The sequence below is a fragment of the Frigoribacterium sp. CF331 genome (genome assembly GCF_057787905.1).
In genome coordinates this window covers 2,655,613-2,677,443 of record NZ_CM173545.1, presented here as the reverse complement: position 1 = coordinate 2,677,443, position 21,831 = coordinate 2,655,613, and the positions used below count along the sequence as shown (strand labels likewise).

Genomic DNA, 21,831 nt, shown 5'->3' with positions numbered 1-21,831 from the left:
GGTCAGATCTCCTGTGCGAAGTTGCCCTGCAGGCGGGCGAAGATGCGCTGGGCGACGACGAGCAGGGCGAGCCCCACGACGCCGATGACCAGCAGGCGGAAGTCGAGGTCGACGGGGTAGGGCTGCGGACCGACCACCGTGCCGTCGGCGAGGGTCGTCGTCTCGGTGCCCGCCCGCCAGATGCCCTTCTGGAAGGCCAGGATGATGTCGGTCATCGGGTTGAGCTGGTACAGGGTGACGATCCACTCCTGGCCGCGCGCCGCGGCGCGGTCGACCACCATGCCGAACGAGTACACGATCGGGGACGCCCAGAAGAGGATCAGCAGGGCCACCTCGACCAGGTACTGGATGTCCCTGAGGTAGACGTTCAGGGCCGAGAGCAGCAACGCCAGGGCGAGGCCGTAGACGACGGTCAGCACGAGGGCCACGGGCACGTAGAGCAGGTTCCACGAGACGGGGAACTGCCCGAGCAGCACGACGGCCGCCACCAGCACCAGGAACTGCACGCCGAAGTTGAACAACGCCGACCCCAGGGACGCCAGCGGGAAGAGCTCGCGGGGCACGTAGACCTTCTTGATGAGCCCGGCGTTGGCGAGGATCGACGTCGTGCCGCTGGCGATGATCTCGTTGTAGAGGCCCCAGAGGGTGAGGCCGGCGAACACGTAGATGGCGAACTGCGGCACCGAGCGGGCCGCGCCGAGGACCTGCCCGACGGCGAAGTAGTAGATGGCCAGCATCGTCAACGGTCGGATGAAGCTCCACACGAAACCGAGCGCGCTGTCCTTGTAGCGAGCCTTCAGCTCGCGACGGATGAGGAGGTCGAGGAGGCTCCGGTGCGACCAGATGTCGCGGACCGCCGGTGAGATGCCGCTCACGAGGCCGCCGGCGGGGGCCCCGGCCTTCTCGAACGGCAGCGTCGCGATGCGTTCGATGCGCGCCTGCGATTCAGTACTCACGACTCTCCAAGACTCTCGACGCCACGACGGCCACGACCCGCCGACCGGCGGTGCCGAGGTCACGGCGACGAATCATTATCACAGGCCGTCACCGACAGCCCGGGGCAGCTTACCCGTCGCGTCCCGGGGCATCGGTAGACTCTGCCTCTGGTCAAGCCAGAGAGTTGCGTGAATGTCACCCCGTCTATCCGTCGTCGTGCCCGCCTTCAACAACGCCGACTTCGTCGACGAGACCGTGCGATCGATCCTCGACCAGTCGTACGACGACTTCGAGTTGATCATCGCCGACCACGCATCGACGGACGACACCTGGCAGGTGCTGCAGCGCCACGCACACGACGAGCGCGTCACGCTGCTCCGCACCCCCGCCGGCGGAGGCGCGGCGGCGAACTGGAACCGCGTGACCGAGGCCGCCACGGGCGAGTACCTGCGTCTCGTGCCCGGCGACGACGTGCTCTTCCCCGACACGCTCGCGCAGCACGTCGCCGCCCTCGACGCCCACCCCTCGGCGGCGATCGCCTCGTCGCCCCGCTCGTTGGTCGACGCCTCGACGAAGACGATCATCGGTCGCCGCGGTCCGCGCTGGCGGTCCCGCCTCGTCCCCGGCGCCGAGGCCGTCCGCGCGACGGTCCGGGCGGGCACGAACGTCTTCGGCGAGCCCTTCTGCGTGACGTTCCGGCGAGAGCCCTTCCTCGCCGCGGGCGGATGGGACTCCTCCTTCCCGTACCTGATCGACCAGGCCAGTTACTGCCGGGCCCTCCTCCAGGGCGACCTCGCCGCCGTCCCCGAGCTGGCCGGTGGGTTCCGACTCAGCTCCACGCAGTGGAGCGTGGCGCTGGCCGCCGAGCAGTCGCGCCAGGCCCGCGGGTACCACGCCGAGTTGCGACGCACGCACCCCGAGGTCGTCAGCGAGGCCGACCGCCGCGTCGGCGACCTGCGCGTCCGCCTGGTCGCTCAGACGCGTCGCCTCGCGTACATCGTGCTGAGACGGCGGATGACCGCCGCGACGACCGGACCCGGGGGGAAGAGCTGATGGCGACCACCCGACCCGACGACACCGGGCGCCTGCAGCGCGTCGTCCGCTCCCCCGGCGTCGCGTACCTCGTCACGGCGCTCGTCACCCTCGCGGCGACGACCTGGGTGCTGAAGCTCTGGCGGGCGGACTGGAGCGTCCCCTTCTACTACGCGGGCGACGCCCTGGCCGTGTCGGCCCACTTCAAGACCCTGCTCGAGACGGGCTGGTACGAGTCCCAGCCCCTGCTCGGCGCGCCGATCGGCCAGACGTACCACGACTTCCCGACGGCCGACAACCTCAACTTCGCCGCGGGTCGCGTCCTCGGCGTGCTGTTCGGCGACTGGGCCGTCGCGATGAACGTCTACTACGTGCTCGGCTTCGTCCTCTGCGCGATCGGCGGCCTGTTCTTCCTGTCCAGGGTGGGAGTGTCGCGCCTCCTGGCCATGGCCCTCGCGGTGTTGTTCGCCCTCGCGCCCTACCACTTCGTCCGCAACGAGAACCACCTCTGGTTGGCGTCGTACTTCCTCCTGCCGGTCGCCCTGTGGGTGGTCTGGCTGGTCGGGACGGGCCAGCCGCTCTGGTCCCGTCGAGCCGGGGTCTCGAACCCCGTGCTCGCCGTCCTGACCGGCCGGGGCGCCGGGGTCCTCGTCGGCCTCGCCCTCGCCGCCGCGAGTTCGACGTACTACGCGTTCTTCTCGATCGTGCTGCTGGCCGTGGCCGGCGTGGCCGCCTTCTGGCGGCACCGCTCGTGGCGACGGTTCATGGGTGCCGTCGCCGCCGGCGCCGTCCTCGCGGCCAGCGCCGTGGCCAACATGCTGCCCGACACGATCTACGCCTGGCAGAACGGCGAGTCGAACGGCGGCCTCACCCGCTCGCCGGTCGAGACCGAGTTCTACGCCTTCAAGCTGACCCAGCTGCTGCTGCCCATCCCGAACCACCGCGTCGCGGCCCTCGGCGCCCTGCGCAACTTCTACGACTCGTACTACCCCTTCCCGTCCGAGACCCCCGTCCTCGGGGCCGTCGCCGCCGCGGGCTTCGTCGCCCTGCTCGTGCTGGCGCTCGTGACCCTCTTCGGCCGTCGTCGGACGGCGGTCGCGACCACGCCGGCCGAGTCCGACCGCTTCCGCACGCTCCGCGTCCTCGCCGCCCTCAGCATCGCCGCCTTCCTCTTCGGCACGCTCGGCGGCGTCTCGAGCCTGCTGTCGTTCGTCACGAGCGACCTCCGCGGCTGGAACCGCCTCTCGATCGTCATCGGGCTGCTGGCGTTGGCGGCGGTCGGGCTCGTCGTCGACGTGGTCCTGTCGCGACTGGCCCGCTGGCGACCCCGCTGGCGGCGTGCGCCCGTGCTCGTCAGCGGACTCGTGGCGCTCGTGCTCCTCGGCGGGGGCGTCTACGACCAGACGAACTCGGGGGCGATCCCCACCTACGCCGCCAACGACGCGTCCTTCTCGTCCGACCAGGCCTTCTTCTCGGCCGTCCAGGAGGACGTCGGACAGGGCGCGGACGTGCTGCAGCTGCCCTACGTCGACTTCCCCGAGGCCAGCACCCCGAACGGCCTCAGCTACACCGAGTTCCTCAAGCCGTACCTCCACACCGAGGGCGTCCACTGGTCCGCGGGTGGCATCAAGGGCCGCGCGACGAGCGAGTGGGTCCAGTCGCTGCAGGAGTACCCGGGCACGTCCATCGCCGACCAGCTCGCCGTCGTCGGCTTCTCGGCCGTCCTGGTCGACCGTCAGGGGTACGCCGACTCGGGCGACGAGGTCGAGCAGTCGCTCGAACCGACGTTGGGCGCCCCGACCCTCGAGTCCCCGGGGGGACGCTGGGCGCTGTACTCGATCCCGGCCGACCTCGCCGCCGCGGCCGCCTCCCTGCCCGCCGACGAACGTCAGCAGCTCACGGAAGAGATCACCGACCCCCCGGTGGCTCGCCCGGGCAGCACCGACGTCGCCAGCGGCGGCGACGACACCGTCAACAGCGTCGTCGTGCAGAACGACCGCGACTCCGCCGTGCCGGCGACGCTCGAGATCGACCTCACCACGCTGCCGAGCGTGACCAGCGTGGTCGTCACGGCCTCCGGCACGACCCGCGTCGTCCCGGTCGACGAGAGCTCGGCGACCGTCACGCTCGACCTCGACCTGGCCCCCGGGGTCACCACGGTCACCCTCGAGGGGTCGACCGACGGTGGCAGGACGACCCTCGGCCAGTCCGCGGCCGTCGGCTTCACCTCCATCGCCGTCCTGCAGCCCTCGGTCGAGGCCCTCGACCTCACCCCGTGAGCCGTGACGCACCGTCGCCGTCACCCCTGATCCCCCGAGAGGCCCTGTGATAAAGTCACGACCCGTGCCGAGCCAGCCCGACGACGACGAGACGCCGGTCCACCGCCTCTCGGTGGTCGTCCCGGTCTACCAGGGCGAGAAGACGCTGCCGGGCCTGATCGACGAGATCGTCGCCCTGGCGTCGGTGCGCCGGACGCCCGACGGGCACCGCCGTGAGGTCACGGAGATCCTCCTGGTGCACGACAACGGGCCCGACGGCTCCGACCGTGTCATCCGCGAGCTCGAAGTCGCCCACGACCTCGTCCGGGGCGTGTGGCTGAGCCGCAACTTCGGCCAGCACGCCGCCACCCTCGCGGGCATGGCGTCCACCGGGGGCGACTGGATCGCGACCGTCGACGAGGACGGCCAGCACGACCCCGCCTACCTCGACTCGATGCTCGACACGGCCATGCGCGAGCAGGCCGCGCTCGTCTACGCACGGCCCACGAACGCCGCTCCCCACGGCCCCCTGCGCAACGCCGCGTCGAAGGGCGCCAAGACCGTGCTGCGCGCCGTCTTCGGCGACGGCGACGCGTCGTTGTTCCAGTCGTACCGGCTGATCCTCGGCGACGTGGGCCGCAGCGTGTCCGCCTACGCCGGGTCGGGGGTCTACCTCGACGTCGCGATCAGCTGGGTCACTCGCCGCGTCACCACGAGCCCGGTCCTGCTGCGCGACGAGGGCGACCGCACCAGCGGCTACTCGCTGCGCAAGCTGCTGTCGCACTTCTGGCGGATGGTCCTCACCTCCGGCACCCGGGGCCTGCGCATCGTCAGCGTCCTCGGGGTCGTCCTCGGCGTCCTGGGCGTCCTCTTCGCGCTCTACGTCGTCATCTCGACCCTGGCCGGTCAGCAACTCGAGGCCGGCTGGTCGTCCACCATCGTCGTGGTGCTCCTGTCGTCGGGGGCCATCCTCTTCTCGCTGGGCATCGTCGCCGAGTACATCGGCGTCGCCGTCAACATGGCGATGGGGCGCCCGTCGTACCTGATCGTGAGCGATCCCGGTCGTGGGCCGTTGGGCCGAGGCGTCGCGGCGTCGCGACGGGACGGCCGACGCGACCCCGACCCCCGATGACGGCAGAGACCGCACCGTGAGCGTCGAGTCGGCCCGCGCCTCCCGGCGGTTCTTCGTCGTCGGGGCCGGCGGCCTGCTCGGAGGAGCGGTCGCCGCCCAGCTCGACCGCCGACCCGACGCGGCCGTCACCCGGGCGTCGGTGCCGTGGCAGGACGAGGCCGGGTCGATCGCCGCCCTGACCGAGCAGTTCGCTGCCGTCGTCGCGTCGGGTGACCCCTGGTCGCTCGTCTGGTGCGCGGGCGCCGGCGTGGTCGCCAGCGGCCCGGACGCCCTCGAGCGCGAGCGCCGGGTCGTCGAGGCCTCGCTCGCCGCCTTCGGCCGCCTGCTCGCGGCTCGCGACACCGCCACGGACGGAGGCGCGCCCCACGGCAGCGCCTTCGTCGCCTCGTCCGCGGGCGGGGTCTACGCCGGATCGTCGGGGTCGCCCTTCGACGAGCACACCGAGCCCCTGCCCCTCGCCCCCTACGGCTGGAACAAGCTCGGCGTCGAAGAGCTCTTCACCCGCTGGGCTGCCGACTCGGGCGTGCCCGTCGTGGTCGGCCGCTTCGCGAACCTGTACGGCCCGGGGCAGGACCTCACCAAGGCGCAGGGGCTCGTCTCGCAACTCTGCCTGGCGCACCTGCAGGGGCGACCGTCGTCGATCTACGTGCCGATGGACACGATCCGCGACTACGTGTTCGTCGACGACGCGGCCGCGATGACCGTCGACGCACTCGAGCGCGCCTCCCTGCTCGACGCCGGGACGGTCGTCACGAAGATCATCGCGTCCGGGCTGGGCGTGACCATCGGGGCCCTGATCGCCGAACTGCAGAACGTCGTGAAGCGGCGACCGCGCATCGTGTGGGGCAGCCACGCCTCGGCCTCGCGGCAGGCCCTCGACCTGAGGTTCCGCTCGCTGGTGTGGCCCGAGCTCGACCGGCGGTCGCTGACCCCGATCGCGGCCGGCATCCACCGCACCCTGATGTCGCTCAACGAAGGAGGGGTCCGACGATGACGTCGACCGACACCCGTCCCACCCGACGGGTCACCATCCCGTCGTCCCCGGCCCCCGAGGTCTCGGTCGTCGTCCTCGCCTGGCGCCTCGGCGACGAACTGCTCGACTGTCTCGAGGCCCTGTCCGCCCAACGCGGCGCACCGCCCTTCGAGGTCGTGGTCGTCGCCAACGGAGTCGTCCCGGCGGCCCGGGCCGCGCTCGACCTGGTCGACGGCGCCGTGGTCGTCGAACTCGCCGAGAACGCCGGGTTCGGCGGCGGATGCGCCGCGGGCGCCTCGGTGGCCGGGGGCGCCGCCCTCGTCTTCGTCAACGACGACGCGGTCGCCGAGCCCGACTGGCTCGCCCGGCTGAGCGCCCGGGCCGTGGCCGACGATCGCCCGGCCGCCGTCGGGAGCCTGCTCCTCGACACGGACGGGACGGTCCAGGAGGCCGGCAGCCGCGTGCTCTCGACGGCGGGCACCGTCCAGCTCGGACGCGGCCTCGGCCTCGAGGACGCCCGGTCGGCCGGCCTGCTCGTCTCACGCGAGGTGGACTACTGTTCCGCCGCCGCGCTCTGGGTCGACCGTGCCGCCTTCGACGCGATCGGCGGCTTCGACGAACGGTTCGCACCCGCCTACTTCGAGGACGTCGACCTGCAGTTCCGCCTTCGACTCGCCGGGCGACCGGTGGTCGTCGCACCGGACGCGGTCGTGCGTCACTCGTCGGGCGCCTCGACCGACGCCATGCCCTTCTACCGCGAGTTCCTCGGGCAGCGGAACGGCACGACGTTCAGGGCGAGGTGGGCCGACACCCTGGCCTCGGCCCCGGCGCCGGAGGCTCCCCTGGACGAGCTCTGCGAGGTCGTGCCGCCGGACGAACTTGTCGGGGCGGTGGGCGAGGGTGTCGCCGCGTCGACGACGAGCCCGACGCCCGGCATCCCGCACACCGCCGTGGCCGACGACTACCTGCGGTGGCTCACCGAGCAACTCGGGCGGGCCCGCGAGCTCACCGCGGTCGTCGAGGCGCAACGAGTCGAGGCGGCCGACCTCCACGAGCAGTTCGCCGAACTGCAGGCGAAGCACCACGAGCTGTCGCAGAGCAACCACGCACTCTTCGTGCACGTGCAGCACCTCGAGTCCATGACGACAATCGACCGGGTCAGGGCCCGCCTGCCGCACCGACGCGACTAACGGGCGTCGGCCCCCTCGACCAGGGTCCACATCTCGGTCGCGTAGTCGTCCCAGGTCGGTCGGGGCAGCGTGGCCGAGGCCTCGACCAGCTCGGCACGGAGTCCGTCGTCCGTCAACAGCTGCTCCATGGCCGCGGCCATGTCGAGCGGCGAGTGCGGATCGACGACGACGGCCCCGTGGCCCTCGCCGAGTTCGCGCATGCTGCCGAAGTCGCTCGTGATGACGGGGACCCCGCTGACGAGCGACTCGACGACCGGCAGGCCGAACCCCTCGTTGACGCTGCAGAAGACGCTGAACCGGGCCATGCGGTACAGGCTCCAGACGACGCTGTCGTCGACGCCGGACAGCATCTGGACCGACCGGCCCTTGCGCCGCAGCCGACGGACCATCGCCTGGAACTCGCCGTCACCCCAGGCGTTGCCGCCGACGAGCACCAGGGTGAAGTCGTGCCCGCGTCGCCAGTTGAGCTCGGCCGCCGTCAGCAGTGCGAGGTGGTTCTTGCGCGGTTCGTGGCTGCCGACCGACAGCACGACCGTGCTGTCGACCAACCCGAGCTCGCTTCGGACGCCCTCGACGGTGTCGTCGTCGACCCGGCCGACCTGGGCCGGCAGCGCGACCGTCGTGATCGCGGGCGGCGTCAGCCCGGCACCGGGCAACATGGACGCCCAGCCCGAGTACTCGGTGTGGGCGGCACTCGAGATCGGCGCGACGGCGTCGAACGTCGCCAGGGTCGCGAGGTACTCGGAGAACGCGCCGGGCATGCCCGGTCCGCTCGTCTCGGCCGTCGTGACGGGGATGCAGTCGTAGCCGATGGCCACCGACCGGGCCGCCCCGTAAGCGACGACCGACCTCAGGCTCGCGGTGCGGTCGGCGTTGACGGTGATCTCGGGCAGCACGAACGTCGCGTCGAACGGGATGACCACCGAGCCCGCAGGCACCGACGTGACGGCGCCGGCACCGTCGAGCAGCACGCGCCCGGTCTCGTCGGGGGTGAGCCCGGCGAGGTGACGACCGGTGACGTCCCAGGCCGCGAGGACGACTCGGTGCTCGCGCGTCCATCGGGTCACCGTCTCGCGGGCGACCCGCTGGATGCCGGTGGTGAAGCGACTGCGGCTCGTGTCGGTGACGTCCATGACGACGCCGTCGACGATGACGAACGGCGTCGGTCGGCGCGGCGCGCGCAGACGGCGGTACTCGACGGTCAGCGGTGCGGACAGGCCTTCGACCCGCCAACGCCGCGTGAACTCGACCACTCGGGCTGTCGAGGGGATGCGCCGTTCGAGCAGCGCGAGCAACAGGTACGACAGGCGGTCGCTGGCCTCGCCGAGGTCGCGCGAGAGCGCGTCGACGAGCTCGCCGCCCGAGAGGCGGTCCCAGTCGACGGGGGCCGAGGAGGCGCGGCGTCCGGCCGCCCGGAGGGCCAGGTCGTGGCCCGGTCGCGCCAGCAGCCGGGGCGTCGGTGAGGTGAGGTTCATGCGGTGACCGCCGTCCAGATCTCGTCGGCGTAGCTGCGCCAGGTCTTCGGTCGCTGCTCGGCGATCTCGGCCACGAGCCGGGCGTGCTCGGCGTCGTCGGTCAGCAGGGTGCGCATGGCATCGACGATCGCCGTGTCGTCGCGGGGATCGACCTGCAGGCAGCCGCCGACCCGGGCGATCTCGTCCAGGCTGCCGAAGTCGCTCGTCACGACCGGAACGCCCAGGGCCAGCGACTCGGCCACCGGCAGGCCGAAGCCCTCGTGCAGCGAGACGAAGACGGTGAAGCGGGCGACGCCGAAGAGGCCCCACAGCTCGGAGTCGCCGAGGCGCCGGTGCGACTCGACCCTCATGCCCGAGGCCGAGAGCTTGGCGACGCGCTTGTCGAAGTGCATGGTGGCCAGACGGCTGCCGCCGCCGACGAAGACGATGCGGAACCGGTGCCCCTCGCGGTGCAGCAGCTCGGCCGCGAAGAGGGTGGCGTCCTGGTTCTTGCGGGGCTCGTGGCTGCCGACGCAGAGCACGACCGGCTCGGCGTCGGCGTCGACCGTCACCGCGGAGGCGGCGGCCCGGGCGACGGGCGAGACCTCGGTGGCCAGGGTGACGTCGACGACCTCGGGACCCGAGAGCCCCTGACTGGGCAGGGTCGCCACGAAACCGCGGAACTCGTCCGCGGCCGAGACGCTGATGCCGTAGACGCGTCGGGCGTGCTTGACGATCGTGAGGTAGTGCGCGAAGCGCTCGGACTCGGCGTTCGGCACGGAGTCGGCGCTGACGAGCGGGATGGCGTCGTAGCCGATCAGGTCGACGGCCGTCCCCGACCAGCGGGCGATCGAGGTCAACGAGTCGCACACGTGGAAGGCCGGCACCTCGGCGACGAGCAGGGTCGCGCGCCAGGGCACGAGGACGTGCTCGCGTCGCAGGTCGGCGTCGGTGAGGACGGGGTCGTCCGTCTTCGGCAGCCGCCGGTCGTTCCAGTGGAGGACGCGGTCGACCTGCTCGGCCGTCAGCTCGCGGTAGCCCGTGCTGTCCTGGTTCCAGGCGACCAGCCGATGACGGTCGTCGCGATCACCGCTCCACTCGGGCACCATGTGCCGGACGACGCGTTGGATGCCCGTGTTGTGCTCGTACTTGGCACAGAAGTCGACGTCGACGAGCACCGTGTCGGTGACCAGCTCGATGGTCCGGAGGCCCGAGTGCGTGCGCGACTGGACGTCCATCGTGCGCTCGAGGACGGCGAGCATCGCCGTCGCGGGCGTGGCGAGCAGCAGCGCCCGACGAAGGGACGCGAGGTCGGCGGTCGACGGGAACGTCGCCGTCACGCCGACGAAGAGCAGCCACGCCGAGGCCGGGTCGGCGCTCGCGTGCACCGAGCGCGCGAGGCGGTCGAGCTGCTCGGACGGGGTGAGACCCGAGACGTCCACGCCGAGGGCGGGCGCGACCACCTCGAGTCGGGCGCCCAGCGCGGCGCGGAGGGCGCCGATCTCGTCGGAGACGTTCTCGGTCGTGACCGGGGCCGTCCGCGTCATCGGCGCCCCAGGCGACGGGCGACCTCGACGGCGGCCAGTCGGCCGGCCGGGACCACGCCCACCTCTTCGGCCTTGCGCGAGAAGGTCTTGGCGGCGCGCAGCGGCCTCGTGACGCGCCACGACACGGTCTGCTGGATGTCCCGCAGGGCGTCGGTCACGTTCGACGTGACCGTCAGCCAGTCGTCGAGCACGGCCTCGCGCAGTTCTTCGAGGTCTCTCTCGGCGCTCGTCTGGTCTTGGTTCATCGCTGGTTCTCCGTCTCGGACGCTCCGTGCGGCCCGTCCGACCCCGCGAGGACGTGGGCGGGACCCCCCGAAGGGGAGCATCGACGACAGGCCGACCGACCCGATCGGCCGGAGCGCCCGGCTAGCATATCGTCTAACCCATCAGGGTCGGAGCAGGGTCCGACCCGGAAGAGTGAGCCATGAAGAAAGCCACCGTCGTCACGCTGAGCGTGGTCGCCGGCGTCCTCGTCGTCGCGGGCGTCGTCACGGCCGTGGTCGCCTCGACCGGTGGACCGGGCCCCGGGGGCGAGCCGTCCGCGACGACGTCGTCGACGCGTGCCTCGACCTCCCCCACCCCCTCGGCGTCGGCTCCGGAGACGCCCTCGGCCTCGCCGACGGCCGGGTCGACCCCGCGGCCCACGGCGACGCCGGTCGGTCCGGGCCAGACCACCACGGCGGCACCGGAACCGGCCCCCGAGGCCGCGGCCGTGACCCCGCTGATCACGTTCGACCAGTGGTCGGCCGACACCCGCACCCTGACGATCGGGGCGACCGTCCCCGGCACCCTCGAAGACGACGGCACCTGCACGGTGACCGCGACGAACGGCGGCACCGAGGTCTCGGGGACGTTCACCGCCCTGGCGTCGGCCTCCAGCACCGACTGCGGGTCCATGCCCCTGCAGAGCGACACCTTCACGTCCGGCACCTGGTCGGTGAGCGTCGCGTACGCCTCGTCGACGTCGGCCGGCTCCGTCACCGATTACGAGGTCACCATCCCATGAGACGTCCCTCACGCCTGATCGCCCTCGTCGCCTCGGTCGCCGTCGCCGCGGGGCTGATGACCGCCGCGACCGTCGCCGGTCCGGCCGCGCCGGCCTCGGCTGCCGCCGACGCCCGGAAGTTCGACGCGGGCAACATCATCTCGAACGACACCTTCTACAACTCGGCGGCCATGACGCCCGAGAGCATCCAGTCGTTCTTGAACTCGAAGGTCGTGACCTGCAAGGCCGCCGCCGGTCAGCCCTGCCTCAAGGACTACAAGCAGACGACGTCCGGCCGGGCGGCCACGGCCTACTGCTCGGCGATCGACGGTCGCAGCAACGAGAGCGCGGCGTCGATCATCTACCGCGTCGGGCAGGTGTGCGGCATCAACCCCCAGGTGCTGCTGGTCATGCTGCAGAAAGAACAGGGCCTCGTCCAGGCGGTCAGCCCCACGGCGACCGCCTACAAGATCGCCATGGGCTACGGCTGCCCCGACACCGCCCCGTGCGACACCGCCTACTACGGCTTCTTCAACCAGGTCTACAACGCGGCCCACCAGTTCCAGCGGTACACCAAGACGAGCTCGTCGTGGAGCTACCAGCCGGGCCGCAACAACAACGTCTACTACCACCCCAACGCCGCGTGCGGGACGAAGACGGTCTACATCGCCAACCAGGCGACCGCCAACCTGTACCTCTACACGCCGTACACGCCGAACCAGGCGGCACTCAACGCGGGCTACGGCACGGGCGACTCGTGCAGCGCCTACGGCAACCGCAACTTCTACCTCTACTTCACCGACTGGTTCGGCAACCCGTCGAACTGGCTGCAGTCGGCCTCGTTCGAGGGCGGGTCGGTGTCGGGCTGGGGCTGGAGCAACGGCGCCATCAACCGCGCGGCGGTCAAGTCGCCGGCGCTCAGCCAGAACGGCGACTACTTCCTGGCGATGAACACGTCGGTCGTCGGTCGCGCCATCACGCAGGACGTGCAGCGGACGACCAACGTCGGCGAACAGGCGACCGCCACGGCGTGGGTCCGGTCGGGCTCCGCCGCCTCGTACTCGGGCGAGATGGTGCTCTGGGGCCTGGGCGGCAGCCAGGAGGTCGCGATCTCCAAGTTCACCGTCGGCACCTCGTGGACGAAGATCCAGGTCAAGCTGCCGGTCCGCAAGTCCTCGCACTCGACGATCCGCCTCGACGTCTACATGGGGTCGAACACGGGCGACCTGTGGCTCGACAACACCGAGCTGACCTTCGGCGCGGCCCCGAGACCCCAGAACGAACTGAGCAACGCGTCGTTCGAGGGCTCGTTCGCCCGGTGGGTGCCGGGCAACGGCTTCGTCAACCAGCAGATCTTCAAGGACGCGAACGAGGCGGTCGACGGCTCGTGGTTCGCCGCCTCGAACACGCCGGCACGAGGACGCAGCTTCGCCCAGACGGTGCCCGTCTCGGCGACCTCGACGAACCAGCGCTACACCTTCTCGATCTGGCTGCGCTCGGACAGCGCCACCACCCCGTTCAAGGGCACCCTCGCCCTCTGGGGACTCGGCGGCAAGGCGAACGTGGTCGAGCAGACCCCCTTCACCGTGAACTCGACCTGGCAGAAGATCACCGTCTCGACCGACATGAAGTCGACGGCGTCCAGGCAGCTCAAGGCCGAGGTCTACATGGAGACCACCAACGCGACGTTGTGGCTCGACGGCGGGGGCCTCAGCGACAACCTGCTCGCGTCGGGCTCGTTCGAGGGCAACACGTCGGCCGGCTGGACCCGTGGCAACTCGCGCATGAACCTGGCCGTCTACTCGAAGGCGCAACTCCCCCCGAAGGACGGCTCGTACCTGGCCGCCACGAACACCCCGGTGGCCTCGTCGCTCTACCAGACGGTGAGCGCCAAGCCCCTGGCCGGCGAGAAGTACACCGCCGAGCTGTGGGTCCGGTCGGGCGGCCCCACGCCGTTCAAGGGCCGGCTCGCCCTGTGGGCGCTGGGCGGCGCGACCGAGGCGGGCAGCGCCTCCTTCACGACGACGGACGCCTGGACGAAGGTCACCTTCGAGGTGCCGATCACCCACGACGACCACACGCAGTTCAAGTTCGAGATCTACCAGGACTCGACCGACTCCACCCTGCTGATCGACTCGGCCCAGGTCTACTGACCCGGGTCCGCCGTCGCGAACGGCCACGGCTAAGATGTCGTGTCGGCCCGAAATCAACGTAAGGAACCTGAATTGACCAAGCGCGCCCTCATCACCGGTATCACGGGCCAGGACGGCATGTACCTGAGCCGCCTGCTCCTCTCGAAGGGGTACGAGGTCTACGGCCTCGTCCGCGGCCAGAACAACCCCAAGATCCCCGTGATCAACGAGTGGGCCCCCGAGGTCAAGATCCTCACCGGTGACCTGCTCGACCAGTCGAGCCTGCTGCGCGCGCTCAACAGCGCCCGTCCCGACGAGGTCTACAACCTCGGTGCCATCTCGTTCGTGGCCTACTCGTGGGAGAACGCCCAGCTGACCAGCCAGGTCACCGGCCTCGGCGTGCTCAACATCCTCGAGGCGATCCGCCTGTACGCCGGCGACGACATCGGCAAGGTGCGCTTCTACCAGGCGTCGTCGTCCGAGATGTTCGGTCGCGTGCAAGAGGTCCCCCAGCGCGAGACCACCCTGCTGTGGCCGCGTTCGCCGTACGGCGTCGCCAAGGTCTTCGGCCACTACATGACCATCAACTACCGCGAGTCGTACGGCATGCACGCCTCGTCCGGCGTGCTCTTCAACCACGAGTCGCCCCTGCGCGGGCCCGAGTTCGTGACCCGCAAGATCAGCATGGCCGTCGCGCGCATCGCCCTCGGCCTGCAGGACCAGCTCAGCCTCGGCAACCTCGACGCCAAACGCGACTGGGGCTTCGCCGGCGACTACGTCGAGGCCATGTGGCGCATGCTGCAGCAGGACGAGGCCGACGACTACGTCATCTCGACCGGTGAGACCTACTCGGTGCGTCAGTTCCTCGACATCGCGTTCAACCACGTCGGCATCGCCGACTGGGAGAAGCACGTCTTCCAGGACCCCCAGTTCTTCCGCCCCGCCGAGGTCGACCTGCTGATCGGTGACTCCGCCAAGGCCCGCGAGACCCTCGGCTGGACGCCCGCCACGAAGTTCGAGGACCTCGTGACGATGATGGTCGACGCCGATCTCGAGCGCGAGAAGGCGACGCAGGGCAAGTAGGGCATGTTGCGCGCCCTCGTCACCGGAATCGCCGGCCAGACCGGCAGCTACCTCGCCGAGAACCTCGTGGCCCGCGGCCTCGAGGTCCACGGCGTCGTCCGGGACGGGGGCGAGGACGCGCCGGTCGCCGACCTGCCGGCCGACGTCGTCCTGCACCGCGGCGACCTGACCGACCTGGCGGGGATGCGCTCCACGGTCCTCGCGGTCCGGCCCGACGTCGTGGTGAACCTCGCGGCGCTCAGCAGCGTCGCGGCCTCGTGGCGCCTGCCCGTCGAGACCGCACAGCTGAACGGCACCGCCGTGGCCGGGTTGCTCGCCGCGGTGGCCGAGCTGCGCGACGGCGGGCACGACGCCGCCTTCGTCCAGGCCTCGAGCGCCGAGATCTTCGGTCAGGCCGACGTCTCACCGCAGGACGAGACCACGCCGATCGCACCGGTCAACCCGTACGGCGCGGCGAAGGCGTACGCGCACCTGCTCGTCGGGGCCTACCGCGCCGCCGGCATGCGCGCCTCGAGCGTGGTCCTCTACAACCACGAGTCGCCGCGACGGCCCGAGCAGTTCGTCACCCGCAAGATCACCGCCGCGGCGGCCCGCATCGCGCGCGGCGAACAACGCGAGCTCGTGCTGGGCGACCTCGCCGTCCGCCGCGACTGGGGCTGGGCGCCCGACTACGCCGAGGCCCTCGCCCTCGTGGCGACGTCCGACACGGCCGACGACTACGTCGTGGCGACCGGCGAGTCGCACAGCATCCAGGACTTCGTCGACGCGGCGTTCGCCCGGGTCGGCATCACCGACACGACCGACCTCGTCCGCAGCGACGCCGAGTTCGTCCGGCCCGCCGACGCCTCCGAGCTGCGCGGCGACGCCTCGAAGATCCGCTCCTCGCTGGGATGGACGCCGACCCGGTCGTTCACCGAGGTCGTCGAGGCGATGGTCGACGCCGACCGCTGATCCGGCGGCGTCACGACCACCCAGCCCCCCACCGCCCGTCCGCACCGCACCGCACCGCACCGATCGAGGAGTCCCGTCGTGAGCGTCACCGTCCTCCTCGACGCCACGTCGATCCCCGCCGACTCCGGCGGCGTGGGTCGCTACCTGCGTGAACTCGTCCCGGCGTTGTCCGTGCGCGACGACGTCGTCCTCCACGTGGCCTGCCAGGAACGCGATCTCGAGTGGCTGCGCGCGGACGCACCCGCGGCGATCCTGCACCGGGTCCCGCCCCGCACGACCTCGGTCGGCGTGCGCCTGCTGTGGGAACAGCTCGTCCTGCCTCGCCTCGCGCGCCGTCTGGGCGTCGACGTGATCCACTCGCCGCACTACACGATGCCCCTGCTCAGTCGGCGTCGACGGGTGGTCACCCTGCACGACGCGACCTTCTTCTCGCACCCCGAGCTGCACGGGCGACTCAAGGGGCCCTTCTTCCGCACCTGGATCCGCCTCGCCGCCCGTCGTGCCGACCGTTGCCTCGCCCCGAGTCAGGCCACCGCCGACGAGGTCGCCCGGTGGGTGACGGGTCGTCTGGCGCCGATCGTCGTGTCGTTCCACGGGGTCGACACCGTGCGGTACTCCCCCGACGCCCGGCGCGACGAGGTCGAGATGCGTGAGCGGTTGGCGATCGGCGACGGTGGCTACTGCGCGTTCGTGGGCACCATCGAGCCACGGAAGAACGTGGGGCCGCTGCTCGACGCGATCGCCCGGGTGGGCGAGCGACGGCCCGACCTGGCACCGCGCCTCCTGCTCGCGGGCGGACGCGGCTGGGACGACGCCGTCCTCGCCCGCCTCGAGGCGGCGGGGCCGACGTCGCCCTACCGCTGGCTCGGCTACGTCGACGAGCGACTGCTGCCGGCGTTCGTGGCGTCGTCGACGCTCGTGGCCTACCCGAGCGTGGGCGAAGGTTTCGGCCTGCCGATCCTCGAGGCCCTGGCCAGCGGCGTCCCGGTGGTCACGACCGACCGGCTCGCGGCCCCGGAGGTCGGCGGTGACGTGGCCGTCTACTGCGAGCCCGACGCCGCCTCGCTCGAGGCGACGCTCGAGGCGCTGCTCGGCGACGGCGACCGTCGGGCCGAGCTCGGTCGCCGCGGCCGCGAGCGGGCCCTCGGCTTCACCTGGCAGCGGACGGCCGCCGAGCACGCCGTGGCCTATCGCGACGCCGCGGGAGGCACCCGATGAGCGAGATCCTCTGCATCACCGTCACCTACTCACCCGGCGACACCCTCGAGACCTTCGTCGACTCGCTCGCGCCGAACGGGTTCCCCCCCGGCCGGGTGCTGGTGGTCGACAACGGGTCGACCGACGGAGCCCCGGAGGCGGTGGCCGCGTCGCACGACGAGGTCACGCTCGTGAGGTCCCCCGGCAACGTCGGTTACGGGCGCGCCGTCAACCTCGGCACCACGTCGGCCACCGCCGACGAACGGTGGTACCTGATCTGCAACCCCGACGTCGTGGCCACGCCCGGGACGGTCGGGGCCCTGCTGGCCGCGGGCCGGGAGAACCCGCGAGCCGGTGCCCTGGGCCCGCGCGTCCTCGACCCCGACGGCACCGTCTACCCGTCGGCCAGGGCACTGCCCTCGATCCGCACCGGCATCGGCCACGCCCTGCTCTCGGGGGTCTGGCCGTCGAACCCCTGGACGCGCCGCTACCAGCAGCGCGACGTGTCGAAGTCGGAGAGCACCGCTGCCGTGGGCTGGCTCTCGGGTGCGTTCCTGCTGGTGCGGCGCGAGGCCTTCGAGGCGGTCGGCGGCTTCGACCCCGACTTCTTCATGTACTTCGAGGACGTCGACCTCGGGCGCCGACTGGCCCGGGCCGGCTGGTCGAACCTCTTCGTCCCCGACGCCGAGGTGATGCACATCGGCGGCGAGAGCACCGCTCGGTCGGCCGACGTCATGATCACGGCCCACCACCGGTCGGCGCACCGCTACATCGCCAAGACCCACCCGGGGCTGCTCTGGCGCCCCGTCGTCGCCGCGGTCGGCCTCGGGCTCCGCGTGCGGGCGCGCGTCACCATCGCAGCGGGGCGCGGGCGGCGAGCGTAGGCGCGACGACGCCCCGGTCAGCGGGCCATGTGGCCGTAGGACGAGCGGATCGTCGCCTAGGCCGCCGTGGCGGTGCAGTTCGCGATCGAGCCCGTGTACGAGAACGGGGTCGCCGTGTCGTTGCGTGCCGTGAAGATGTGGCGAGTCACGCCGAAGTCCTCGCTGATCGGCCGGGCGTACCCGCTCAACAGGGAGTCCTTGACCGCGTTCTTGCCGGGCTGGTCGAGCTGGTAGGTCTTGACCGCCCCGTCGTAGCGACCGGACCCGTTCGGGACGGCGATGATGTTCCGCTGGGCCTCGACCCCTTCTGCTGCGAGACCGATCGTCAGGCCCGACGCTGCGGACAACAGGGTGTTGTACCTGATGGTGACGTTCCGCGGGCTCCCGGACGCCGTCGCAGGGGTGCTCCCGGCGGCCTTGATGTTGGCCCCTCGCGGCGCACCAGCGACCAAGTTCCTCTCGATGAGGCCACCAGTGGACCAGATGGACGACATGAGATAGATGTTGTGGTCCGTCCCGGCGGCGTCCACGGCTCGGTTGTCGTGGATGCAGTTGCCTCCGATGAGGTAGTTGCGCGGCGCCGCAGCCGCCAGCTGGGCGGTCGACCCGGAGGCAGTCGTCGCGTTGACCAGCACGTTGGCCACGCCGCGTGTTCCCTGCACCTCGTTGTTGGTGAACGACCACCCGTCGCCGCCCGACATCAGCACCACCGATTGACCGGTCTGGATGGCCGAGTTGTACGTGAAGCGGATGCCGTTGATGGTCCAGTGGTCCGCCGAAGCCATGATGAGCGTCCCGTTGACCTCGACTCGTTCCCCCGGGCTCGCCTGCAGGACGATGGGACGCTCGGCGGTCCCGCGTTGGAGACCCCATCCGATCGCCTCCGCGTAGACGCCCCCTCGCACGACGATCACGTCGCCGGGCCTGGCTGCCCGGATGCCGGCCTGCACCGTCCGCAACGGCGACGATGCCGTGGGTTCGGGGCACCTGTCCTGATACTGGCCGGCGTTGGCGGGGTCCCTGAGGCAAGCGGCACGGTGGTACTGCTTGTAGGTGTCGGAGCCGGTCGTGGACACGTAGACGTGCCGACCGCCCGGCGACGGCTGACTCAACGAGCGCGCTCCGACGCCGTAGGACACGGCTGCCGCCGAGGCGGCTGCCGCCCCGGCCAATGGCGCGCCCGAGAGGCCTCCGCCGAGGACCGTCGCGATGACCACGACCGTCGCGGCCAGCAGACGTGAGCGACGGCCGGCCGGGGTCATGTCAGCGACCGGACCAGTCGGCACCGGTCTTCAGGGCGGTGCGAGGGATCGAGAGGGAGCTGAGGGCGGCGTAGAAGCCGGCGGCGTTCAGGTTCTTGTACTGGACCCCGACCGCCTGCATGGCGTTCACCATCTCCATGGTGGTCATGTGCCGGAGCGACCGGACGCCGACCATGCAGACGTAGCCGCTTCCCACCTCGGGCAGGTTGTCGGTGCAACGGATGATGAGCATGTGGAAGTCCTTCGATTCGTGTCGGGCGTGTCGGGCGTGTCGGTCGTGTCGGTCGGGTGCGCGTCAGCGACGCCAGTAGTCCGCGTCCTGGGTGAGTGCCGAGCGAGCGATGCCCAGCGAGTTGATGATCGCGTAGAACTGGTTGCGGTCCACCTCGTAGAACGGGGTGCCGGCGACGCGCATCGCGTTGATCATGTCGATGGTCGACAGGTGTCGCAGGCTGCGGACGCCCACGAGGGCCGTGTAGCCGAGCGCCTGTTCGCTGAGGGCCTGCTTGGCCCGGATGATGATGACCTCGGAGTCCGCGTCGACCTGCAGCGGGATGTCACCGACGTAGGCCGGGGTGTAGTCGAAGTGCCAGGGCTCGGGCCGGCTGAAGGAGTTGCCCGTGGGCATCCAGCCGTACGACGGCGCGTTCGCGTCCATCCACCGTTTGGCCGCCGAGCCGGCCGTGGCGACACCGGCACCGAAGTCGCAGGCGATGCCCCAGCCGTGGTTCGAGGTGCCGGGGTAGGCCGCGAGGTTGCCGGTGCCGGCCTGGTAGGCGTTCCAGTAGTCGACCTGACGGGAGTACGCGCGGTACCCCTCGGTGATGGCCAGGGGACGACCGACGGCGTTCGAAAAGGCGAGGCTGAGGGCGAGGTACTGGCGCGCGGCGTCGGTGCGGAGGTACCCCGAGCCGGCCACGGTCGCCGACACCGGCGTGAGGGCCCTGGCCGGGATGTTGCCGTTGGAGTACCCGCCCCAGGCGCTCAGTTCGGCCACGGCGAGTGCCTCGGCGATGCTGTCCGTGGCGGCGGAGGTCTCGCCGAGGCTGACCGACGCGTGCGCGGCGTCGGGCCGCAGCACGGAGGCCGCGCCGGTGGCGACGACGGAGGCGGCAGCGAGCGAGAGCAAGTGGCGGCGATGGATCATGCGCCCGATCTTGTCCCCCGGCTCTGCCTGATCAACAGAGGAGTCCATACTCCGAAGATCGCACGGATGCCAGCATCCGACCACCCCCCGTGCGGGAGTCGGCAAGAAGGAGGACTAGCCCAGCAACCCCATGAGGTACGCCCCGTAACCACTCTTGACCAGGGGTTTCGCGAGCCGACGCAGCTGCTCGTCGTCGATCCAGCCACGGCGCCAGGCGAGTTCTTCGATGCACCCGATCTTGTACCCCTGACGGTGTTCGATGACGCGGACGTACTCGGACGCCTGCATCATCGACTCGTGGGTGCCGGTGTCGAGCCAGGCGGTGCCCCGGTCGAGCACCTGCACCTGCAGCTTGCCCGCCTCGAGGTAGCGCTCGTTGATCGTCGTGATCTCGAGCTCGCCCCGTGAGCTCGGCTCGATGCCCTTCGCGATCTCGACGACGGAGTTGTCGTAGAAGTAGAGGCCCGGGACGGCGTAGTTGCTCTTGGGGTTCTCGGGCTTCTCCTCGATGGAGCGCGCCGTGAAGGTCTCGTCGAAGTCGACGACGCCGTAGGCCCGGGGGTTCGACACGTGGTAGGCGAAGATGACGCCGCCGTCGGGATCGGTGTTGGCCCGGAGGTTCGAGCCGAGCCCGACCCCGTGGAAGATGTTGTCGCCGAGCACGAGGGCGACCTTCTCGTCGCCGATGAACTCCTCGCCGATGATGAACGCCTGGGCCAGGCCGTCGGGTGACGGCTGGATGGCGTAGGTCAGTTCGATGCCGAGGTCGGACCCGTCGCCGAGGAGGCGCTGGAACTGGGGCGCGTCGTCGGGGGTCGTGATGATGAGGATCTCGCGGATGCCGGCCGACAGCAGCGTCGACAGGGGGTAGTAGACCATCGGCTTGTCGTAGATCGGCATCAACTGCTTCGAGATGCCCTTGGTGATCGGGTAGAGACGTGTGCCGGACCCGCCGGCGAGGATGATTCCGCGCATGTCTGCCTAGTTCTCGGTTCGGAGCTGCTGGTAGAAGGCCTGGCACTCGTCCCAGGTGGGCAGGAGGCCGAGGCTCTCGGCCTCGCCCAGGGTGGGCGCCGACGTGTCCTTCGGGGAGAGGAGGATCTCGCCGATGTCGTCGGGGAAGACGAGCCCGATGTCGGAGTCGAGGACGCTGAGGCCCTTCTCGCGCTCGGGGTTGAAGGTCTCGGTGACGAGGTAGTTGACGGTCGCCCCCTCGGTCAGCGCGACGATGGCGTGCCCGAGCCCCTCGGAGAGGTAGACGGCGCGCCGGTCGACGTCGTCGATGACGACGGAGTCCCACTGGCCGAAGGTCGGCGAGCCGACCCGGATGTCGACGACGAAGTCGATGAAGGCGCCCTTGGGGGCCGAGACGTACTTGGCCTGGCTCGGCGGCACGAGCGCGTAGTGGATGCCCCGCGCGACGCCCCGCGCCGACACCGACGTGTTGGTCTGCTTGAGGTCGAGCGGGTGGCCGACGACGTCCTGCAACACGTCGTAGCGGTACTGCTCGAAGAAGACGCCGCGGTCGTCACCGTGTTGCTTCGGGGTGAACTCCCAGGCGCCGGGGATGGCCAGTTCTCGCGTCTGCACCGGTGGAGTCTACAAGCACCCCGGCGTCCCCCGGGCTCGAGCCGCGCATCGATAGACTCCTCCCGGCCCGTCGCCGCA

The 21,831-nt window shown here is 70.9% G+C and carries 20 protein-coding genes; 11 read left to right on the top strand and 9 right to left on the bottom strand.

Annotated elements, in window-relative coordinates; genetic code table 11:
- Positions 1-2 precede the first annotated feature (2 nt).
- Positions 3-956 (bottom strand): ABC transporter permease, encoded by a 954-nt coding sequence (locus AC3CCI_RS12440; RefSeq protein ID WP_354593075.1) that lies wholly within the window; start codon positions 954-956, stop codon positions 3-5.
- Positions 957-1,128: 172 nt separating this feature from the next.
- Between AC3CCI_RS12440 and AC3CCI_RS12435 the strand changes: the two genes are divergently transcribed.
- The 5 genes from AC3CCI_RS12435 to AC3CCI_RS12415 all read left to right on the top strand — a co-directional run bounded on the left by AC3CCI_RS12435 (position 1,129) and on the right by AC3CCI_RS12415 (position 7,521).
- A complete protein-coding gene (locus AC3CCI_RS12435) occupies positions 1,129-1,989 on the top strand; it encodes a glycosyltransferase family 2 protein (RefSeq protein WP_354593076.1) in 861 nt (286 codons plus the stop codon).
- Positions 1,989-4,247, top strand: a complete 2,259-nt coding sequence (locus AC3CCI_RS12430; protein WP_488627380.1) for a hypothetical protein — start codon at positions 1,989-1,991, stop codon at positions 4,245-4,247. Before AC3CCI_RS12435 ends, AC3CCI_RS12430 begins: the two co-directional genes overlap by 1 nt.
- Before the next feature lie 64 nt (positions 4,248-4,311).
- Complete coding sequence (locus AC3CCI_RS12425; RefSeq protein WP_488627379.1) at positions 4,312-5,358, top strand: glycosyltransferase; 1,047 nt, start codon at positions 4,312-4,314, stop codon at positions 5,356-5,358.
- Between the two features lie 16 nt (positions 5,359-5,374).
- Positions 5,375-6,352 carry an NAD-dependent epimerase/dehydratase family protein gene (locus AC3CCI_RS12420; RefSeq protein WP_354593079.1) on the top strand — a complete coding sequence of 326 codons (978 nt, stop codon included), beginning with the start codon at positions 5,375-5,377 and terminating at the stop codon, positions 6,350-6,352.
- Positions 6,349-7,521 carry a glycosyltransferase family 2 protein gene (locus AC3CCI_RS12415; RefSeq protein WP_488627378.1) on the top strand — a complete coding sequence of 391 codons (1,173 nt, stop codon included), beginning with the start codon at positions 6,349-6,351 and terminating at the stop codon, positions 7,519-7,521. The genes AC3CCI_RS12420 and AC3CCI_RS12415 overlap by 4 nt, the downstream gene beginning before the upstream one ends.
- Here the strand turns inward: AC3CCI_RS12415 and AC3CCI_RS12410 are convergent.
- The 3 genes from AC3CCI_RS12410 to AC3CCI_RS12400 are packed head-to-tail and all read right to left on the bottom strand — an operon-like array spanning position 7,518 to position 10,767.
- Positions 7,518-8,996, bottom strand: coding sequence for a glycosyltransferase family 4 protein (locus AC3CCI_RS12410; protein WP_488627377.1), 1,479 nt, complete (start codon positions 8,994-8,996; stop codon positions 7,518-7,520). The two genes, AC3CCI_RS12415 and AC3CCI_RS12410, sit on opposite strands and share 4 nt — an antisense overlap.
- Positions 8,993-10,522: a glycosyltransferase gene (locus AC3CCI_RS12405; protein WP_354593082.1), complete on the bottom strand. Its 1,530-nt coding sequence runs from the start codon at positions 10,520-10,522 to the stop codon at positions 8,993-8,995. The genes AC3CCI_RS12410 and AC3CCI_RS12405 overlap by 4 nt, the downstream gene beginning before the upstream one ends.
- Positions 10,519-10,767, bottom strand: coding sequence for a hypothetical protein (locus AC3CCI_RS12400; RefSeq protein WP_354593083.1), 249 nt, complete (start codon positions 10,765-10,767; stop codon positions 10,519-10,521). Before AC3CCI_RS12400 ends, AC3CCI_RS12405 begins: the two co-directional genes overlap by 4 nt.
- A gap of 179 nt (positions 10,768-10,946) precedes the next feature.
- On the opposite strand from AC3CCI_RS12400, the gene AC3CCI_RS12395 reads away from it, so the two are divergent.
- The 6 genes from AC3CCI_RS12395 (at position 10,947) to AC3CCI_RS12370 (ending at position 17,754) form a co-directional block, all read left to right on the top strand.
- Positions 10,947-11,528 (top strand): hypothetical protein, encoded by a 582-nt coding sequence (locus tag AC3CCI_RS12395; RefSeq protein ID WP_354593084.1) that lies wholly within the window; start codon positions 10,947-10,949, stop codon positions 11,526-11,528.
- On the top strand, positions 11,525-13,660 hold the full coding sequence (locus AC3CCI_RS12390; protein WP_354593085.1) for a hypothetical protein: 2,136 nt from the start codon (positions 11,525-11,527) through the stop codon (positions 13,658-13,660). Before AC3CCI_RS12395 ends, AC3CCI_RS12390 begins: the two co-directional genes overlap by 4 nt.
- Before the next feature lie 72 nt (positions 13,661-13,732).
- The gene (locus AC3CCI_RS12385; protein WP_488627376.1) at positions 13,733-14,722 is read left to right on the top strand and encodes a GDP-mannose 4,6-dehydratase; all 990 of its coding nucleotides are present in this window, start codon (positions 13,733-13,735) and stop codon (positions 14,720-14,722) included.
- Positions 14,723-14,725: 3 nt separating this feature from the next.
- Positions 14,726-15,673 carry a GDP-mannose 4,6-dehydratase gene (locus tag AC3CCI_RS12380; RefSeq protein WP_488627375.1) on the top strand — a complete coding sequence of 316 codons (948 nt, stop codon included), beginning with the start codon at positions 14,726-14,728 and terminating at the stop codon, positions 15,671-15,673.
- A 78-nt stretch (positions 15,674-15,751) separates the two neighbouring features.
- Complete coding sequence (locus AC3CCI_RS12375) at positions 15,752-16,891, top strand: glycosyltransferase family 4 protein (RefSeq protein ID WP_488627374.1); 1,140 nt, start codon at positions 15,752-15,754, stop codon at positions 16,889-16,891.
- Positions 16,888-17,754: a glycosyltransferase family 2 protein gene (locus AC3CCI_RS12370; RefSeq protein WP_488627373.1), complete on the top strand. Its 867-nt coding sequence runs from the start codon at positions 16,888-16,890 to the stop codon at positions 17,752-17,754. Before AC3CCI_RS12375 ends, AC3CCI_RS12370 begins: the two co-directional genes overlap by 4 nt.
- A gap of 56 nt (positions 17,755-17,810) precedes the next feature.
- On the opposite strand, the gene AC3CCI_RS12365 is transcribed toward AC3CCI_RS12370, so the two are convergent.
- From AC3CCI_RS12365 to AC3CCI_RS12345, 5 genes are all read right to left on the bottom strand, one after another.
- Entirely contained in the window at positions 17,811-19,016 is a 1,206-nt protein-coding gene (locus tag AC3CCI_RS12365) for a right-handed parallel beta-helix repeat-containing protein (RefSeq protein ID WP_488627372.1), read from the bottom strand.
- A gap of 1 nt (position 19,017) precedes the next feature.
- Positions 19,018-19,248 (bottom strand): hypothetical protein, encoded by a 231-nt coding sequence (locus tag AC3CCI_RS12360; RefSeq protein WP_194594265.1) that lies wholly within the window; start codon positions 19,246-19,248, stop codon positions 19,018-19,020.
- Positions 19,249-19,311: 63 nt separating this feature from the next.
- Complete coding sequence (locus tag AC3CCI_RS12355; RefSeq protein WP_354593091.1) at positions 19,312-20,163, bottom strand: M15 family metallopeptidase; 852 nt, start codon at positions 20,161-20,163, stop codon at positions 19,312-19,314.
- Positions 20,164-20,277: 114 nt separating this feature from the next.
- Positions 20,278-21,138, bottom strand: a complete 861-nt coding sequence (gene rfbA, locus AC3CCI_RS12350) for a glucose-1-phosphate thymidylyltransferase RfbA (RefSeq protein WP_354593092.1) — start codon at positions 21,136-21,138, stop codon at positions 20,278-20,280.
- A gap of 6 nt (positions 21,139-21,144) precedes the next feature.
- Positions 21,145-21,753: a dTDP-4-dehydrorhamnose 3,5-epimerase family protein gene (locus tag AC3CCI_RS12345; RefSeq protein ID WP_354593093.1), complete on the bottom strand. Its 609-nt coding sequence runs from the start codon at positions 21,751-21,753 to the stop codon at positions 21,145-21,147.
- Positions 21,754-21,831 lie beyond the last annotated feature (78 nt).

Bases quoted from the DNA above. Each gene is read 5' to 3' on its own strand.
- AC3CCI_RS12435 (WP_354593076.1), top strand. From the start codon at position 1,129: ATGTCACCCCGTCTATCCGTCGTCGTGCCCGCCTTCAACAACGCCGAC.
- AC3CCI_RS12430 (WP_488627380.1), top strand. From the start codon at position 1,989: ATGGCGACCACCCGACCCGACGACACCGGGCGCCTGCAGCGCGTCGTC.
- AC3CCI_RS12415 (WP_488627378.1), top strand. From the start codon at position 6,349: ATGACGTCGACCGACACCCGTCCCACCCGACGGGTCACCATCCCGTCG.
- AC3CCI_RS12410 (WP_488627377.1), bottom strand. From the start codon at position 8,996: ATGAACCTCACCTCACCGACGCCCCGGCTGCTGGCGCGACCGGGCCAC.
- AC3CCI_RS12405 (WP_354593082.1), bottom strand. From the start codon at position 10,522: ATGACGCGGACGGCCCCGGTCACGACCGAGAACGTCTCCGACGAGATC.
- AC3CCI_RS12400 (WP_354593083.1), bottom strand. From the start codon at position 10,767: ATGAACCAAGACCAGACGAGCGCCGAGAGAGACCTCGAAGAACTGCGC.
- AC3CCI_RS12395 (WP_354593084.1), top strand. From the start codon at position 10,947: ATGAAGAAAGCCACCGTCGTCACGCTGAGCGTGGTCGCCGGCGTCCTC.
- AC3CCI_RS12390 (WP_354593085.1), top strand. From the start codon at position 11,525: ATGAGACGTCCCTCACGCCTGATCGCCCTCGTCGCCTCGGTCGCCGTC.
- AC3CCI_RS12380 (WP_488627375.1), top strand. From the start codon at position 14,726: ATGTTGCGCGCCCTCGTCACCGGAATCGCCGGCCAGACCGGCAGCTAC.
- AC3CCI_RS12370 (WP_488627373.1), top strand. From the start codon at position 16,888: ATGAGCGAGATCCTCTGCATCACCGTCACCTACTCACCCGGCGACACC.
- AC3CCI_RS12365 (WP_488627372.1), bottom strand. From the start codon at position 19,016: ATGACCCCGGCCGGCCGTCGCTCACGTCTGCTGGCCGCGACGGTCGTG.
- AC3CCI_RS12360 (WP_194594265.1), bottom strand. From the start codon at position 19,248: ATGCTCATCATCCGTTGCACCGACAACCTGCCCGAGGTGGGAAGCGGC.
- AC3CCI_RS12355 (WP_354593091.1), bottom strand. From the start codon at position 20,163: ATGATCCATCGCCGCCACTTGCTCTCGCTCGCTGCCGCCTCCGTCGTC.
- rfbA (WP_354593092.1), bottom strand. From the start codon at position 21,138: ATGCGCGGAATCATCCTCGCCGGCGGGTCCGGCACACGTCTCTACCCG.